This window comes from Elusimicrobiota bacterium (assembly GCA_016180815.1).
Taxonomy (GTDB): Bacteria; Elusimicrobiota; Elusimicrobia; order JACQPE01; family JACQPE01; genus JACPAN01.
In genome coordinates, this window is record JACPAN010000015.1 from 55408 (window position 1) to 70604 (window position 15197).

At 56.0% G+C, this 15197-nt stretch carries 12 protein-coding genes; 1 reads left to right on the forward strand and 11 read right to left on the reverse strand.

Going from position 1 to position 15197, the window contains the following annotated elements:
* Positions 1–6: 6 nt before the first annotated feature.
* Together eno and HYT79_08165 are read right to left on the reverse strand one after the other, a co-directional pair.
* Entirely contained in the window at positions 7–1335 is a 1329-nt protein-coding gene (eno, locus tag HYT79_08160) for a phosphopyruvate hydratase (GenBank protein MBI2070565.1), read from the reverse strand.
* A gap of 40 nt (positions 1336–1375) precedes the next feature.
* Positions 1376–3670 (reverse strand): PBP1A family penicillin-binding protein, encoded by a 2295-nt coding sequence (locus HYT79_08165; GenBank protein ID MBI2070566.1) that lies wholly within the window; start codon positions 3668–3670, stop codon positions 1376–1378.
* A 69-nt stretch (positions 3671–3739) separates the two neighbouring features.
* Between HYT79_08165 and HYT79_08170 the strand changes: the two genes are divergently transcribed.
* The gene (locus HYT79_08170; GenBank protein ID MBI2070567.1) at positions 3740–5635 is read left to right on the forward strand and encodes an N-acetylmuramoyl-L-alanine amidase; all 1896 of its coding nucleotides are present in this window, start codon (positions 3740–3742) and stop codon (positions 5633–5635) included.
* A gap of 43 nt (positions 5636–5678) precedes the next feature.
* On the opposite strand, the gene HYT79_08175 is transcribed toward HYT79_08170, so the two are convergent.
* The 9 genes from HYT79_08175 to HYT79_08215 form a co-directional block, all read right to left on the reverse strand.
* Complete coding sequence (locus tag HYT79_08175; GenBank protein MBI2070568.1) at positions 5679–6050, reverse strand: hypothetical protein; 372 nt, start codon at positions 6048–6050, stop codon at positions 5679–5681.
* Between the two features lie 122 nt (positions 6051–6172).
* Positions 6173–6631 (reverse strand): hypothetical protein, encoded by a 459-nt coding sequence (locus tag HYT79_08180; protein MBI2070569.1) that lies wholly within the window; start codon positions 6629–6631, stop codon positions 6173–6175.
* Positions 6621–8342: an AAA family ATPase gene (locus tag HYT79_08185; GenBank protein ID MBI2070570.1), complete on the reverse strand. Its 1722-nt coding sequence runs from the start codon at positions 8340–8342 to the stop codon at positions 6621–6623. Before HYT79_08185 ends, HYT79_08180 begins: the two co-directional genes overlap by 11 nt.
* Before the next feature lie 5 nt (positions 8343–8347).
* A complete protein-coding gene (locus HYT79_08190; protein ID MBI2070571.1) occupies positions 8348–9205 on the reverse strand; it encodes an NAD(+)/NADH kinase in 858 nt (285 codons plus the stop codon).
* Positions 9206–9220: 15 nt separating this feature from the next.
* Positions 9221–10966 carry a ComEC/Rec2 family competence protein gene (locus HYT79_08195; protein ID MBI2070572.1) on the reverse strand — a complete coding sequence of 582 codons (1746 nt, stop codon included), beginning with the start codon at positions 10964–10966 and terminating at the stop codon, positions 9221–9223.
* Between the two features lie 26 nt (positions 10967–10992).
* A complete protein-coding gene (locus tag HYT79_08200; protein ID MBI2070573.1) occupies positions 10993–11784 on the reverse strand; it encodes a hypothetical protein in 792 nt (263 codons plus the stop codon).
* Between the two features lie 105 nt (positions 11785–11889).
* Positions 11890–12402 (reverse strand): nucleoside-diphosphate kinase, encoded by a 513-nt coding sequence (locus HYT79_08205; protein ID MBI2070574.1) that lies wholly within the window; start codon positions 12400–12402, stop codon positions 11890–11892.
* 30 nt (positions 12403–12432) lie between these two features.
* The gene (locus HYT79_08210) at positions 12433–13779 is read right to left on the reverse strand and encodes a GGDEF domain-containing protein (protein ID MBI2070575.1); all 1347 of its coding nucleotides are present in this window, start codon (positions 13777–13779) and stop codon (positions 12433–12435) included.
* Between the two features lie 12 nt (positions 13780–13791).
* A complete protein-coding gene (locus tag HYT79_08215; protein ID MBI2070576.1) occupies positions 13792–15165 on the reverse strand; it encodes a sensor domain-containing diguanylate cyclase in 1374 nt (457 codons plus the stop codon).
* Positions 15166–15197: the final 32 nt, after the last annotated feature.

Below are 15197 nucleotides of genomic sequence, written 5' to 3' on the forward strand. Positions count from 1 at the left end.
GCGCCGCTACACCCGCGAAGCGCGCCCCGCGCCGAGAGCGGCCAGACCGCGATAAGCCCCTGCCCCTAATTCCTCTTCGATACGCAGCAGCTCATTGTATTTGGCCAGACGCTCGCTGCGGGAAACCGAGCCGGACTTAATGCCGGCGGCGCCCAGACCAACGGCAATATGCGCCAACGCCGGGTCTTCCGTTTCTCCGGAACGATGCGAAGCCACGGTCGCATACCCATGCTCATGGGCCAGACGGATCACCTCAGCCGTTTCAGAGAGCGTTCCGATCTGATTGGGCTTGATCAAAATCGCCGTGCCCACAGAACCGGAAACGCCCCGGCGAAGCCGCTCCGGATTCGTCACAAAAAGATCGTCGCCGATCAGCAACGGCGGACGACCCTGTTTGAATTCTCCGCCTGATAAATCGGCCATATGGGCGGTCAGCTTCGCCCATCCGGCCCAGTCATCCTCCGCCAGAGGGTCTTCAAAACTGACGATGGGGTAGAGCCGGGACCATTCGGCCAAATCATCAATCATCTCATCAACCGAAAGAGGAGGGCGCTCCGGGTACAAACGGTAAGCGCCCTCTTCAAAAAATTCACTGGAAGCCAAATCAAGCGCCAGATAAATCTTCTCCGCATGGCCTGCCGCAGCCGCGGCTTCAAGCAAAAGAGCCATGGCTTCCATCGGCCCATCCAAATCCCTGGGAGCGAATCCCCCTTCATCACCGACAGCGGTCGAATCCTTTCGGCCGGCCAGCATGGATTTCAAAGCCCTGAACGTTTCCGCGGCCGCGCGCAGAGCCTCTTTGAAACTCTGCGCCGCCGAAGGAATAATCATGAATTCCTGAATCGCCAAATTATTATCCGCATGGCGGCCGCCGTTGATCACGTTAAACATCGGCGTCGGCAGAAACGCTTGGCGCGTGCCGTAAAGATCCATCAAATGTCGATACAGCGGCTTTTGCCGCAATTGAGCCCCTGCTTTCGCCGCCGCCAAGCTCACGGCCAGCATGGCATTGGCTCCCAGCACCGACTTATTGGCCGTGGCGTCCAATTCCCTTAACACACGATCAACTTCAAGCAAATCAACCGGGTCGGTCCCGGCCAAAGCCGGAACGATTTTTTCGCGCACCATGGCGCAGGCGCGCAAAACGCCCAAGCCGCCGTAGCGCCCCTGATCGCCGTCTCTAAGTTCAAGGGCCTCGTGTGCGCCTTTAGAAGCGCCCGAAGGAACGGCCGCGCGAACAGAGCGTCCGTCGCCAAGAACAATTTCAACTTCGACCGTAGGGTTCCCCCGGGAATCCAAAATTTCACGCGCTTCAACGGCTGAAATATTTTTCATCATTCGCCTCCTGCCCTATTCTTTTCCTTTATATATAACTTCACTCCTGCTCCCCGGCTTCCTCCTGAAGCTCCTCCTCAACATCCTCTTCGACAGCGCCGGAAGCCGGCTCTTCATCGCCGGGAGTCGTTTCCTCCGGAGATTCCTCTTGAGCGCCCTCCTCGGGCGCCACGATCGTCTCCTGAGGGCTTTCCGTAGTCGCCGTGCTGGGCAAAACCAAATCTCTAGGCCGCGTCAAAACTTCCCGCTCATGGCTGTCAAGTTCGCAAAATACGGATGGCTGGGCCTCGCGCAGAAAAACCTCAAGCCTGGTTTTCGGACAACTGGAGCGCGCCAAGTACCCGCTCACCGTGCATATTTTTTGAAAAACAACGCCGTCGGGAGGCGGCCCGAACTCATGGGGCGGATAGGATTCCATAATCGGACGGCTCACCTCGATCCACCAGGGGACGATGGTCGATCCGCCGGTGACGTCTTTTTTGCCCAACGCATCGGGAGTGTCATAGCCCATCCAGCCGCCGGCGACGACATCGGGAGTAAAGCCCACGAACCAGAGATCGCGATTATCCTGAGCCGTCCCGGTTTTGCCGGCCAACGCCCGCTTGATGGCCGCCCCGGCGCGTCGCGCCGTTCCTTCCGACACTACGCTTTTCATCATATCCACGGTCAAAAACGTCTCCGCCGAAGGAAGAGCCTCGGCCAGCAACGGCCTGTTTTCCTCAAGCATCGCCCCTGTTTGGCTGTTTTTAATACGGCGAATGGCGTAAGGTTTAGCGTGGATACCCAAGTTGGCCAAGGTCTGATACGCGCCCGCCAATTCAAGCAACGTCACCTCGGCCGTGCCCAAGCCCAATGACAAAACCGGGTCGAGCCGGCTTTCGATGCCGGCACGATGAGCGACTTGCACAACCCGCCTAGGCGTGGCTTGATCAACGAGCCGGATGGAAATCACATTGCGCGAAAGCGCCAAGCCGCGCCTTAGGGTAATTGGCCCCAGGTACTTGCCGTCAAAATTGCCCGGCACCCAGGCCATTTCAGGAGGCAGCGTGGCTGTCGTCTGTAAAATCGTATAGAAATCCGTGGAACCCTCCACGAGGCGCCAATTTTTTCCGTCGTATGTATAGGCCAACGGTAAATCATCATAAATGGCGGCCGGCGCGGCGCCGTTTAATACGGCGGCCAACCAGACAAACGGCTTGAAAGCGCTGCCGGGCTGACGGCGGGATTGGTACACGCGGTTGTACTGAGAAACGCGAAAATCACGCCCACCCAGCCAGATTAGAATTCCCCCCGTCTTTGCTTCGAGGGCCAAATACGCTCCCTCGACCTTCAGCGTCGACGTAGCGAACGCCACGTTGCCCCGGTTTAACTCCCATTCGGCGCGGGCTTTGTCGAAATTCTCCAAAGCGCCGACAAAAACCTCATACGCTTTCTCCTGAACCTGCGCGTCCAGAGTCGTTTCGATTTCCAGGCCGCCTTTCCAAAGAAGCTCCGGCGAATAACGCTCTTCCACGTCTTGACGGATATATTCGATAAAGTGCGCAAAGGCCGGCGGCAAGGCTGAAACGCTTTTGCTGGTGATCAGCACGCCCTCTTTCAGGGCTTGATCATAGGCCGCCGGAGAAACGAAACCCAGGTCTTCCATCCTTTTTAAAACCACTCGAGAACGGGTATTGGCCGCTTCCGGAGCGCGCCACGGAGAATAATTGGCCGGCGCCTTAACCAAACCGGCCAGCATGGCCGACTCCGCGATCGTAATTTCCCCCACATCCTTCCCAAAAAACGTCCGGGCTCCTTCGCTGGCGCCGTAAACCCCGTGCCCCAGGTAAACTTGATTCAGATACATTTCCAAAATTTCTTCCTTGGACAGATGCCTCTCGATGTAAATCGCCAAGAGCAACTCCCTCAATTTCCGGCGCACGCTGCGCTCTCTGGTTAAAAACAAATTCTTGGCGATTTGCTGAGTGATGGTGCTTCCGCCCTGCACCACGCGCCCGTGAATAAAATTAGCCCACACGGCGCGGGCAATGGCTCTGGGATCGATCCCCCAATGATCGAAAAAACGCTCGTCTTCAATGGCGACAAAAGCGTCTTGCAATGACCTGGGGATATGCTTCAGGGGCATGTAATCTCTTTTTTCAACGGCGTATTCAAAAATCACCCGGCCCGTGCGATCCATCAGCTTGGAACCCATGGCCGGTTCCCAAAATTTCACCTGAGGCAATTGCGGCAGTTCCATCATTTCGCGGCGAAGAAAAAAAGAACCGGCCACCACGGCTAAAACGCCCAAAACGCCCCATCGTAAACGCCAACAAACGGCAAAAAGAACGGACATGGCCTCATTATTCCAGATTCTTCGGTCGGATCGCTGGATTGGCCCGAATGAAAACACCATAATAACGCCGTGCGTATTCCGGCTGCCTTGCTATTCCTTGCGTTCGCGGTCGCGCGGCCTTCGCCTGCGTTGAGCCAGGAAATCGTTCTCGTCCGCCCCAGAGAAGCCGAAACATTGCCAAGTCACGCGAAGGGGGTGATTGTCGCCGGGAACGTCAAGGGTTCGCCTCTATCCGAAATTTTGATCAATGACGCCCCAACGCCCGTTTTTCGTACGGGCGCTTTTGTCGCCTATCTCCCCATCCCAAAAAACTCCGGGGACAATTTTTTGATTATGGCGACAACCAGGACCGGCGGACCGGCATTAGCCCGAAAAACCGTCGCTATCGAAACAAATAAACCGTTGGGCCCGAAAGAACAAATCCTATCAAGCCTCGAGCCGAAAACCGGGCTCTGCGAAATTCTTCCCGGCGAAGCCGTCGGCATCTCCTTTCAGGCTCCCGCCGGAGGACAAGCGCGCTATCGCATCGCCGGCCTGACGGGCAAAACATCAATGATGGAAACACGGCCCGGGCTTTATGAAACTCGATTCGTCTTAGCTCCAAACGAAGTTTTTGACGCCTCCAAAGAAGGTCCGTTGCAAATTTTTTTCGAAACACCGGGCGGCGACGATATCAAGGTGGAAACCAAACGAAAAATTCGCGTGGCCAAGACAGGCCGCTGGCCGAAAGCCGCGCGCGTCATTGCCGCCAACGCCAAAGTGCTGGCCAACATTGAAAATGGAAGCTATTGGTTCAGCGTCTCATCAGGGACCATATTGACGACGGACGGCCTGTTCGGCCAACTTTACCGCCTGCGCCTGGCCGGGGCTCTTTCCGGTTGGATCGCAACCTCGGACGTGATCCTGGAAAATTTTCTTCCCAAATCCCCCATCTTGAGCGCGATCGAAGTTCAAGAAAACCATGAAGCCGCGACGGAAACGCTGCTGCGCATTAATTGGCAAGAAAATCTTCAGCTTCCTTTCTTAATCGAACGCCGGGGCGACGACGATATTAAAATCAGGCTCTTTAACGCGCGCATTCATCTGAATTGGATCCCCTATAAAACCGGCGGGCAATCGTCCCTGATTCGCAGCGTTTCCTGGACCATCCCTCAAGAAGACGAGGTCGACATTCTCGTGCAATTGAACCGGCCTCTGTATTGGGGCTATTGGGCTGAGGCTCAAAAAGGCGGCCTTGCCTTGCGCCTGCGCCGTGGGCGCGCCGAAACCGGCGCGGAATCTCGGTCGACACCGGGAGCCCGCCAAAGCATCGATCCGGATTCCACCCAAATCCGGCCGAGTCCCTACCGACGCGAACTATCCGGCTTGACCGTCATGCTTGATGCCGGACACGGAGGCCGGGAAACAGGAGCGCCGGGGCCCTCAGGAACTTTGGAACAGCATCTTAATCTTCGCTTGACTAAAGAAGTGGCCAAACGGCTTGACGCCCTGGGCGCTCAAACGATTTTAACGCGCTCAGCCACGGATCAAACCGTTGCGCTGGAAGAGCGCGTCGCCCTAGCCAAACGCGTGAACCCCGACCTATTTATTTCCATTCACATCAACGATTTCCCTTCTTGGGTGGATCCTTTTGCGCGAGGCCCCTGGGGTTCATCCGTGTACTATTACCACAATCAGTCTTTGGGTCTGGCGCAGCGCGCCGGCAAAGAACTGGGAGCGGCCAATTTAAAAATACCCTCGAACGGAGTGCTTTGGAGCGATTTATACGTGACCAGGGAAATCACGATACCGGCGATTTTGATCGAGTCTGGATATGTGCTTTTCCCCTGGCAGGAAGAGTTACTGGCTTGGGATTCTGAATTTGCCCGCCTCTTCGCGGCGGCTGTCGGACGCGCCGTTCATCGCTATGCTCAAGAAGCGGCGGCTGTCGGAAGGAAAAAAAGAAATTTGGCGGCCTCGCCTTAGAGCCGGGGCCGGCGGGAGATGATGAAAAGGGGCGGGCCGGTTTTTAAGAGCGCTCGCCGAGTTCGACGACCAACGGCTGTTCGCCCTCTCCGTCCTGCGGCAAAAGCCAAAAATAAGTCACTTGAGCTTTGGCGACGCCTAAAAGCCTCTGACGAGTGATCAGCTTGGCTGTTTTAAGATCATAGACGGAGGCGTTGGCCACGGTCAGAATCCCGGTGCCGCCGCGATCGGCATACCAGAGGACGTCGGAGAGCCTTTTGCAGTAATTCTGAGCCTCAACGGGAATCTTGATAAAACCTTCGACGCGCTCAGTAGATGTGCGGACTTCGACACGGACATCCTTGGTCTGAGATGCAAAAGCGCCTGTTGCGTCCGCGTTCACGTTTTCGCACGGCTGATTATCAGGGGTACTCATTTTTATTTGACCACCTCCAGCGTTGATGCAATTTAATCAACTTGTTCGGAATATGTCAATACCCTAAAAGTCCAAAGTCCCATTTTTTGAATGGGACCGCTGTTTTTATTAAAAACCGGCGATTAAAAAGAAAAAACCGCTCCTGCCGTAAAACTCAGGTTATAACCAACAGACGGCGCCATCCGGATTAATGGAATCAAACGGACAAAAAAAGAAAACGGGGAATCTTGAATAACAAGTTCCTGCGCCAACACAGGACCGACTCCGAAAACCGTTTTTTTGTCGAAACGAAAATGGACGGCGGCGCCCAAATGGCTGGCCAAAGAAACACGCTGGTCTTTAAGGGTCGCTAGTCCGGGGAAACGATGCTGCCACCCGGCATTGACGCTTAGATCATCGGACCAAGCTCCCGCGTCGACAAAAATACGATTAGCCCGGTCCGCATGAAAATCAATGGTCATACCGGTGGGCGCCCCCAAAATAACGCCGAAATGCCCGGCCTCGCGCAACGCGCGGGCCTGGGCCGATGCCGTAGCCGTCTGAACGAACACGCAAGCGGCAAAAACAACGCTAAGACGCAATATGTTGCGGTAATTCAAGCAATTGATTGACATAAGCCTCCAATACCCCCCTTTCTTTTGCGGACACAGCGCCCAAAAGCCTCATCATTTCGGTTTTGATGTCTCCGGCACCCTCAAGCCGGCGCAAATCCGCCGTCGTTCGGCCGCCCGCCGTGCGCTTGCCCACGCGAAAAAGCGTTTTAGCGCGTCCGGCCAGCATGGGCGAATGCGTTACGGCAATGATTTGATGCTCGGCGGCCAGCGACTGAAGCCGCTGGGCGACCAAAGCCGCGACCTGGCTCGATAGCCCCTGTTCCACTTCATCGAGCAAGAGAACCCAGGGGACCTCGGCCCGGCGGCCTTTATTCATATTTAAACTTTTAAGAGCCAGCGCCACGCGGGACGACTCCCCTCCCGAAGCGATCCGGCGAAGCTCTTTTTTACCTTCCCCCGGATTGGGCGAAAAATGGCAAACAATATGATCCGCGCCTTGAGAACCCAGCGTTTCCACGGGCACGCTCTCAAATTCGATTGTCGCCTGTTCCAAACCCAGCAGGCGGACTTCTTTGGTCGCTTTTTGGCTGAGATCCTTGGCTGCTGCCGATCTCTGCAGCGAAAGAGCCTCCGCCTCCTTGCGGGCAGCGCGCTCCAAGCGAGCGGCTTCCTCGGCTAAACGGGCTTCCTCGGCCGCGGCATTGGCCAGCCGCTGCCGGTCCTGGGCGAATTTTATTTTCAACGAAGACAACTCTTCCGTCCGACTTAAACGATGTTTGGCTAAAAGCCTATCGATTTTCGCTTTCAACCCCAACAATTCATCCAGACGCGCCGGATCAAACTCCAATGAATGCCGTATTTGTTCGGCAAAACGGAGCGCCTCACCGGCAGCTTCGCGGGCCTGAGCCAAACGCTCGGCCAGCAAAACGACGTCGTTACGCTCGCCCAATCGGGACCTCAAACGCTCGGCCAGCAAAGCGGCCCGGGACAACGCTTGAACGGCGTCGGCGTCGGGATTCTCAAGGCTGTCCATCAGGCCGGCCATCTGCTCGGCGACCTCGCCCTTGGCAACCCATAAAGGGAGATCGTCCGTCAGCGCAGCCAACGTTTTGGGGTCAAAATCGATCTCCTGCAGCTCCTTCAAATGATGCTCGATCAGCTCCAGACCGGGCAAATTCCGGCCGACGAAATCCCGATGTTGTTCGAGTTCGCCCAGCGCTTCCCGCCAGGCATCAAAGGCCTCCGCGTAAGCGGACAAAAATTTGTCGTAACGCCCCCAATGATCCAAAAAGGCTTGGGCGAACGAGGGGTCATAAAGAGACGCGCTTTCACCTTGCCCATGAACTTCCAGAATGGCTTGACCCAAACGCTTAAGGCTCGACAAAGCCGCCGGCATATCCTGCAGAAACGCCCGGCTTCTTCCGGAATCCGCCTCAAAAACCCGCTTAATGGTCAATACGCCGTCTTCGACGTCAACGCCTTTTTCGGCAAGCTCGGCCGCAAGGCGCGGCGAACTCCGCCGGTTCACAAGGCAGCGCGCCGCAACTTCAAGGCAACGCTCGCCCCGCCGGACGAGATCAGCGGGCGCCGGGCCGTCGCCGAAAAGAAAACGGATCGATTTCAATAAAAGGGATTTCCCGGCCCCGGTTTCGCCCGTGATGACGTTCAAACCGGAAGTCAATTCGATGGAAAGCGTGTCGATAATGCCCAGGTTTTTAATCGTCAGTTCTTCAATCATGAATGTTAAGCGGCCCAGTGCAGTTTTTCACGCAAAAAATCAAAATACGTGTGTTTACGGCTTCGAAGCAAAATAAACGAAGCGTGGTGCCGGCGTAAAATGACCCAATCGCCGTCCGCCATTTCCTGGGAAAGCTGGCCGTCCAAGACCACCGCCGCTCGGGATGCTTCCCCCCGATAAGGGCAAAGTTTGACGGTCAACGCCTGCGCGGAATCAATCAACAGGGGGCGCTGGGTCAGGCTGTGCGAAGCCAAAGGAACCACCAAAAAAGCGGGCACCTGGGGATCAACGAGCGGGCCGCCGGCGGCCAACGCATAGGCCGAGGAGCCCGTGGGCGTGGCGCCGATTAAGCCGTCGCCGTGAACCCGGGCCAAATAGCCGTGGCGATCAGAAGAAATTTCCATCTCCAGCATGCGGGGGTTGCGACCGGAACGAATAACGCAATCGTTGATGGCAATGCGGTGAAACTGCCGGCGGCCAAGGTTCAATTCAACGTCAAGAACCATCCGTTCTTCTTTGGGCAGGCGCTCCTCAAGGGCCAGCTCCAAGTTTTCTCTCCAATCCGTATGATCGGCGGCGGACAAAAAACCCAATCCGCCCAGATTGATGCCCATCATCGGGATACGCCCGGGGAACACTTCGCGAGCGGCGGCCAAAAGCGTGCCGTCGCCGCCTAAAGAGATCGCCAGTTGAGCCGGCGCCCGCGACGAAACGCGCTTGCCGCCGCTCGCGGCTTGAATCGGTTTCAACTCTCGGGATTCGATTAGCCGCGTGGCGCGGCGCCTTTTCTCCAGGAACGATTGTAGCTCCGGGAGCACCTTGCGAACAAGCGGTTTTCTGTGGTTATAAAAAATCAGGATCAACCGGACAAACCTCCGTCAAATTGCTTTTTGCACCAGGCGTCCGCCCCGGCATTCGATTAATCGCGCCGGACGGTCATCGGGAATTATAGGATACGGGCTCAAGGGAAAGGCCAAAAATTCCCGGCCGCAGGAAATCGCCATCTGCCGGTTCACGCCCGAAAAAGCTCCCGAAGGAACAAAATTTCCGCCGCCTGTCGATCCGGACAAACACGCATCCCCTGAGCCTGAATGCCCGCGCGATTTTAAAAAAGCGCGCCAAGACGCGGACAACAAAGCGGGGTCGCCGCTGATTTGCGAATCCGCCAGGCAAAAACCGCCCCCATACGCCTTCTCCAGATAAGCGGCCGCGAATCCCTCGCCGTTTGAAAATAAATACAAGCGCGGCGATGCCCATAAACGACAAAGGCCGTCGAAGCCCAACAACGCCAGGGCCGCGGCCACAACGGCCGCGTTCCAGCGCAAATTCCTACGCAAGAAAAAAACCAACGACCAGGCTGCCATCGCGGTCCAGCCCCAGGAACGCGCGGCGAACGAGGCCGCCGGCCAGGAACCGAAAAAATGCGCCAAATCAATAAACCGTTGCGCTGCGAACGTCGTCGCCCAGCGGGCCGCCTCGCGGCCGAAAGGCGACCATTCCATCAGACCCAAATCCGCGGCGCCCAACCCCAAAAGCAGGCTGGAGAAAGGAACCAAAACGGCATTGCTCAACGGGGCAATCAAAGAAATTTCATGAAAAAACGCGGCGGACAGAGGCAGAATGCTGTACCAAGCAAACAATGTCGCGGCCGCGGCCGCGACAAACGGACGCGCCCAACGATTTTTAAAACGCTGTTCCAGGGAGCGTCCCCAAATCTGCCACCCATAAATAAGCCCGAATGTGCTGAACGCGGACAATAAAAAACCCGCGTCGCGGAAAAGACCGGGATCCCAGGCCAGCAAAAGAAAAACGGCCAAGAACAACCGGGCCAGCGGGGTCGTCTCGCGCTTAAAAAAAGGGCCCGTCCATAAAAAACTGGCCATTAACGCCGCGCGCAGCACCGGAGGACTCGCACCCAGAAAAAAAGCGAACGCCCAGGTTCCCGCAACAACCATGGCCGCCGCGACTAAACGGGGCAGCCCCCATAGTTTCCTTGCCAGAAAAAATAAAAATCCGGAACAAAGCGCCACATGCAGGCCGCTGGCCACCAATAAATGCATGACGCCGGCAGCGGCGAATTTTTTCTCCAGCGAAGCCTCCAGCAGCCGTTTTTCCCCCAGCACAAGGCCGCCGATCAAGCCGCGCACGGAAGCATCAGGAAAGGCCTCTTTCAAGCGAACAGCCAGGCGCAATCGAAGGGATTCCAGCCGGGAACCCGCGCCCCGGGCGCCGCGGATTATTTTAAGATCGCGCGCGTCGTCAACGTTGAAGCTGCCGGAGGCGCCCAGGCGCTGTAGATAATGATTCCACCCGTCGGCGCCGGGCAAGGCTTCGGCAGAAGGCGCAGCGATGCGCCCCCAAGCCAAAAACTGTGCGCCGGCAACCAAATTCACAAGATCGGGATGCACCGGATCCGAAAAACGGCAATACAAACGCCTGACCAGGGGCTGTTCGTCAATGGCCGCGGTTTCGATAAACCACCCCCGTCCCAAGGTCTCAAGAACGCGGGCCTCAATAAAAGCATGCCGTCCGTCCGAAACAATCGTCGGCGGCTGTTTCCCGTCAAACCATCTCGGCTCAAACAATAAAAGAGCAATAAACAACGGCGTCCGAAAAGCGCTCACCAGGAAATTTTACTTAAGGAAGGATTCTAAAACTCAACGCTCATGCCCAGGCCGGCCTGCTTTTGATAATGACGCGCGGGTTCGTCGGTATCTTTGATGGCGTTGGCCTCAAGCATGATATGCGTATTTTTGTGACGGCCGACGTTGAAGCTCACGCCGGCCCCATAACCCTGCAGCGTATCGTTAATGGCTTCGGCGGCCGTCGGCACCCCGTAAACCCAGGTGCGATTGAAGGTTAGGCGTCGATACAGCTTATACGCGCCGTATGGCGTCAACCAAGAAAAAACATCTTTGGACACGTTCACGAAAAAAACTTGATCCCGTATTTCCGTCCATCGGCGAAACGTCTCCGCGTTTGTTTTAAAGTCGGTCCGGCTTTCGGTCATGGAGCCGACATAATAACCTGATCCAACGGCTACAGACAGCGGAAACCCCCATCGTTCCTGAGCCATAGCCAGCCGGACCGAGCCCCCGCCGGAAGCTTTCCCGCCCTTTAAAAACTTAGCCAGATCGTCGGATTCGTTGTCCGCCTTCATGGGCGTAGCCGCGGCCATTTTAACCTGGAAATCCAAAAAATCAAAAAGGCCGTAACCCGCAAAGACTTCGGCCATTCCATAACCTAATTCCAATGGAAATCCGACCATGTGGGACTTGGTTCTGAATAATCCGGCCGCCGTCCCCATGCCGAAAGAAAATTTCCCCTTGGGAACGGTTTTGCCTGTTTGGTAAGTAGAAATAGTGCCGCATCCGGGAAGGAGAAAACCCGCCGCGCATAAAGCGAGCTTAAACCATCCCCGGATTTTTGTCCAGGGTCGCATGTACAAGACAGTTTAGGAATTGATCCGCGCTTGGGCGTGAGTCTTAGGTCCCTATAAAAGGTGGGCCGAAAGTCCCAAAAAAATAAAAGGCGCTCTGGTTTAAGTTTAAGCCCAGGCGCGGCCGGAGTGGCCGTTATTGACGGCGTTTTTGGTCGGGTACAGGTCCATCGCCAAATCTTCCGGTTTGAACCAAAGCTTGATTTCCCTCTCCGCGTCTTTGGAGTCCGAGGAGGCATGAATAACGTTTTCAAAAATACCCGAAGTCAAAATGCGGCCGTAAGCGCCGCGGATGCTGGTGGGTTCGGCTTCTTCGGGGTTTGTGGCCCCGACGATTTTTCTCACCTTTTCGATCGCATTGTCCCCGACATAAACAAAGGCCAGCACGCGGTCGTAAGGATGGCCGTGCACTTTGCCCTGAATGTAACTAATGATTTCTCCAAAAAACGGCTTGTCTTTTAAATGACGGTAATGGTCCTCGGCCAGTTCGCGGCTCGGGCGCACGACTTTGGCTGCGGCGATGATTAATTTAGCCTCGGAAAGCTTGGTCAGGATATTCCCGGTCAACGATTTTTTAAGCCCGTCCGGCTTAATTAAAACCAGCGTCGCCTCTTGTGTCATCAACGTTATTTTAACAATTGAACAAGGCCCTTAGGAAGACATGTGCGAGCGGGACGTGACGCGGTTTCGGCCCATTTGCTTGGAATAATACAAGGCTTCATCCGCGGCGCGCAGCAGACCCGCGCCGTCCTGGGCGTCCCTGGGAAAAAACGCCACCCCAATGGAAATGGTCGCGCGAATATCCATTTTTTTATCCTCGTTATAAAACGATTCTTCTTCAAGACGGCGCCTGATTTGCTCGGCCTTGCGAGCGGCCCCGTCCTCGTTGGCGCGGGGCAACAAAATAGCGAATTCCTCGCCGCCGTAGCGCGCGACAAAATCAGTTTCATAAACTCCCTCTTTGATGATATGGGCCACTTTGCGCAGCACGATGTCGCCGAAGGGATGCCCCCATTTGTCGTTAAAGCTTTTAAAATGATCGACGTCTAAAATCATCAACCCCAAATTCGTCTTGAACGTCTTTGCCCGCAAGAACTCCTCCTCCAGCGTCAAATCGAACACGCCTCTGCGAAACAGCCCGGTCAAACCGTCGGTGCGTGAAAGCTCCTCGACCTTGGAAAAGCTCATCGCTTTGAGCATGCCGAATTTAAGCTCCTCGGCCAACGTGCTCATGTAATCCTGAATCTCCTGACGCTCGGCCCCGTGCACGGCGCCGGCTTCAAGCGCGCCCACAAAAAATCCCAACAAATTTTTGCCTACGCTGATCGGAGAAACGACCAAGTCCCGCCCGGCGTCGTCTTGATCAAAAAAAGTATTGGCGTCGGCTTTAGCCCGCCCCAGCAGCGCGCGAGAGGCCCATTCGGGATTGAGCCAGAGCCGGTGCTGAATCTGAGGCTCCAGGCGGCGGGCTTTTTCCTGATAAACGAAAATGGCGAAGCCGATGAGGCGCGGCATCGTCTGTCGAAGATCGCGCTCCAAAACCTTTTTCATGTGCTCAAAATCCACGCATTCGGCCAGCTCGCGCACCGTCGCATAAAACTTGAAGCTTTCATTCAAGCGCGACTCGCCGGACTGAAGCTTATTTTTCAACCGCCCGATTTCCTCGCGCGATCCGGCTAATTGCGCCTGAATCGCATGCAATTCGTCCTGACGACTGATCATCTCGGCCACGGTTGCGCCTGAAAAAAACCGGCGGTGATATAAGGACTCAAACAAAGCCAGGCAGGCGGCCGCGCCCAGCCAGATTTTGGGGTTGATTCCTTCGCCGCCGGCGGAGCGGCCGACAAACCAAAAAGCCACGGCCAGCGCCCCAAAGCCTCCCCAAAGAAAAACAAGCCATAAAAAAAACGATTGGCTGCGCCTAGGCAGCGCGTACAGCCCCAAAGGGGCCAAGGTTAAAAATCCCAATTGCGCGGCGGCCAATAAAAAAATGCCCATATTCCTAGCGCACTAGTAGCTGACCACCCGGTTGCGGCCGACCCCTTTGGCCATATAGAGACGCTCGTCCGCGGCGCGCAATAACTGATGAGGACTGGTCGTTTCCTCGGGGAAGCCGGCCACGCCTACGGAAATTGTGGCCTTTAAAACGGAGGATCCGTTGGGCCTGAATTCCTGAGCTTCGACTTTTTGGCGGATCATATCCATGGTTTGCGCCGCCTGTTCTTTGCCGGTCTCCGGAAAAAGCACGACGAATTCCTCGCCGCCGTAGCGCGCCACGAAATCCACGTCGCGAACCAAAGTCTTCAACAGTCCGCTGATCAACACCAGCAGCTGATCCCCGGCTTGGTGCCCGTAACGATCGTTGACCGATTTAAAATGATCGATATCCACCAAGGCCATGGTCAAGGATAAATTGTACCGGCTGGCTTGCGCGCATTCCTGAAGAAGCCGTTCATCAAACACCTTGCGCGTATAAACCCCGGTCAAGGTGTCTTTAACCGCCAATTCTTCGATTTTTTGAACGAGCGAGGCGTTTTCCAGACCCAAATTAACCAACAGCGCGTACAAATCCAAGACGCGCACGTCCTCTTGACTCAACGCCCCGGGCTGGCGCGATTGAAGCTTCAACACCCCGGTGCGGCCGCCGGACGCGTGCTCCTTGATGGGCACCATGGCCAAGGACCGGTAATCATAAAGAAACCCGCGCTCAAAATAAGCGCGAAAGCGCTCGTCCTTTCTTGTGTCCGTCACCAATAAAAACCGGTTATGATCGCGCATCCAAAGCTCAAACGGGTCCATGCCGGCCTCGCTCGACGGGTGAAACCAAGCGACTTCAACGTCCATGCCCGAATAATTCAGCTTGACCGCCTCCTTGAGGCCCTGTTGAATTTCAGCCGGATTCAAACTTCGCCCGATCATGGCCACCCCTTGGGCGAGACGGCGGCGAAGCTCGGTCTGCGCCTCCACGTGGGCGATGCGGGCCTTATAAGAAGCGGTCTCCCGGTGCAGCTCCGCCAAGGCGCGCTGCGCCTTGTCCGTTTCCATGGCCGCGGCTAACAGCGCCTTGTGATCCCGCTTAGAGAAACGGGCGCATAGCATGATTAAAATCCACGCCGCCACGATTTCGCCCCCGACCCATATGGCCGCGGCTTTTTTGGCCAGCCCCAGAACCACTCCCGCGCCCGCGATGGTGGACAAGGCCACGAACAAATACCCGATCTCAATGCCAACGGCGGTGGCCACGGCCAAGCATAAGGGCAGCTGCCACAAATGAATGCTGGGCACGTCAATAATATGCCGGAACGCCGAATACGTCACGGCAAAATAACCGGCCACCCCGGCAATGATAAAAGGCGCCATCCAGCGGCGATTTTTATGTTTCATGAAGTCGGGCCTACTACTAAGGTACCTGGATA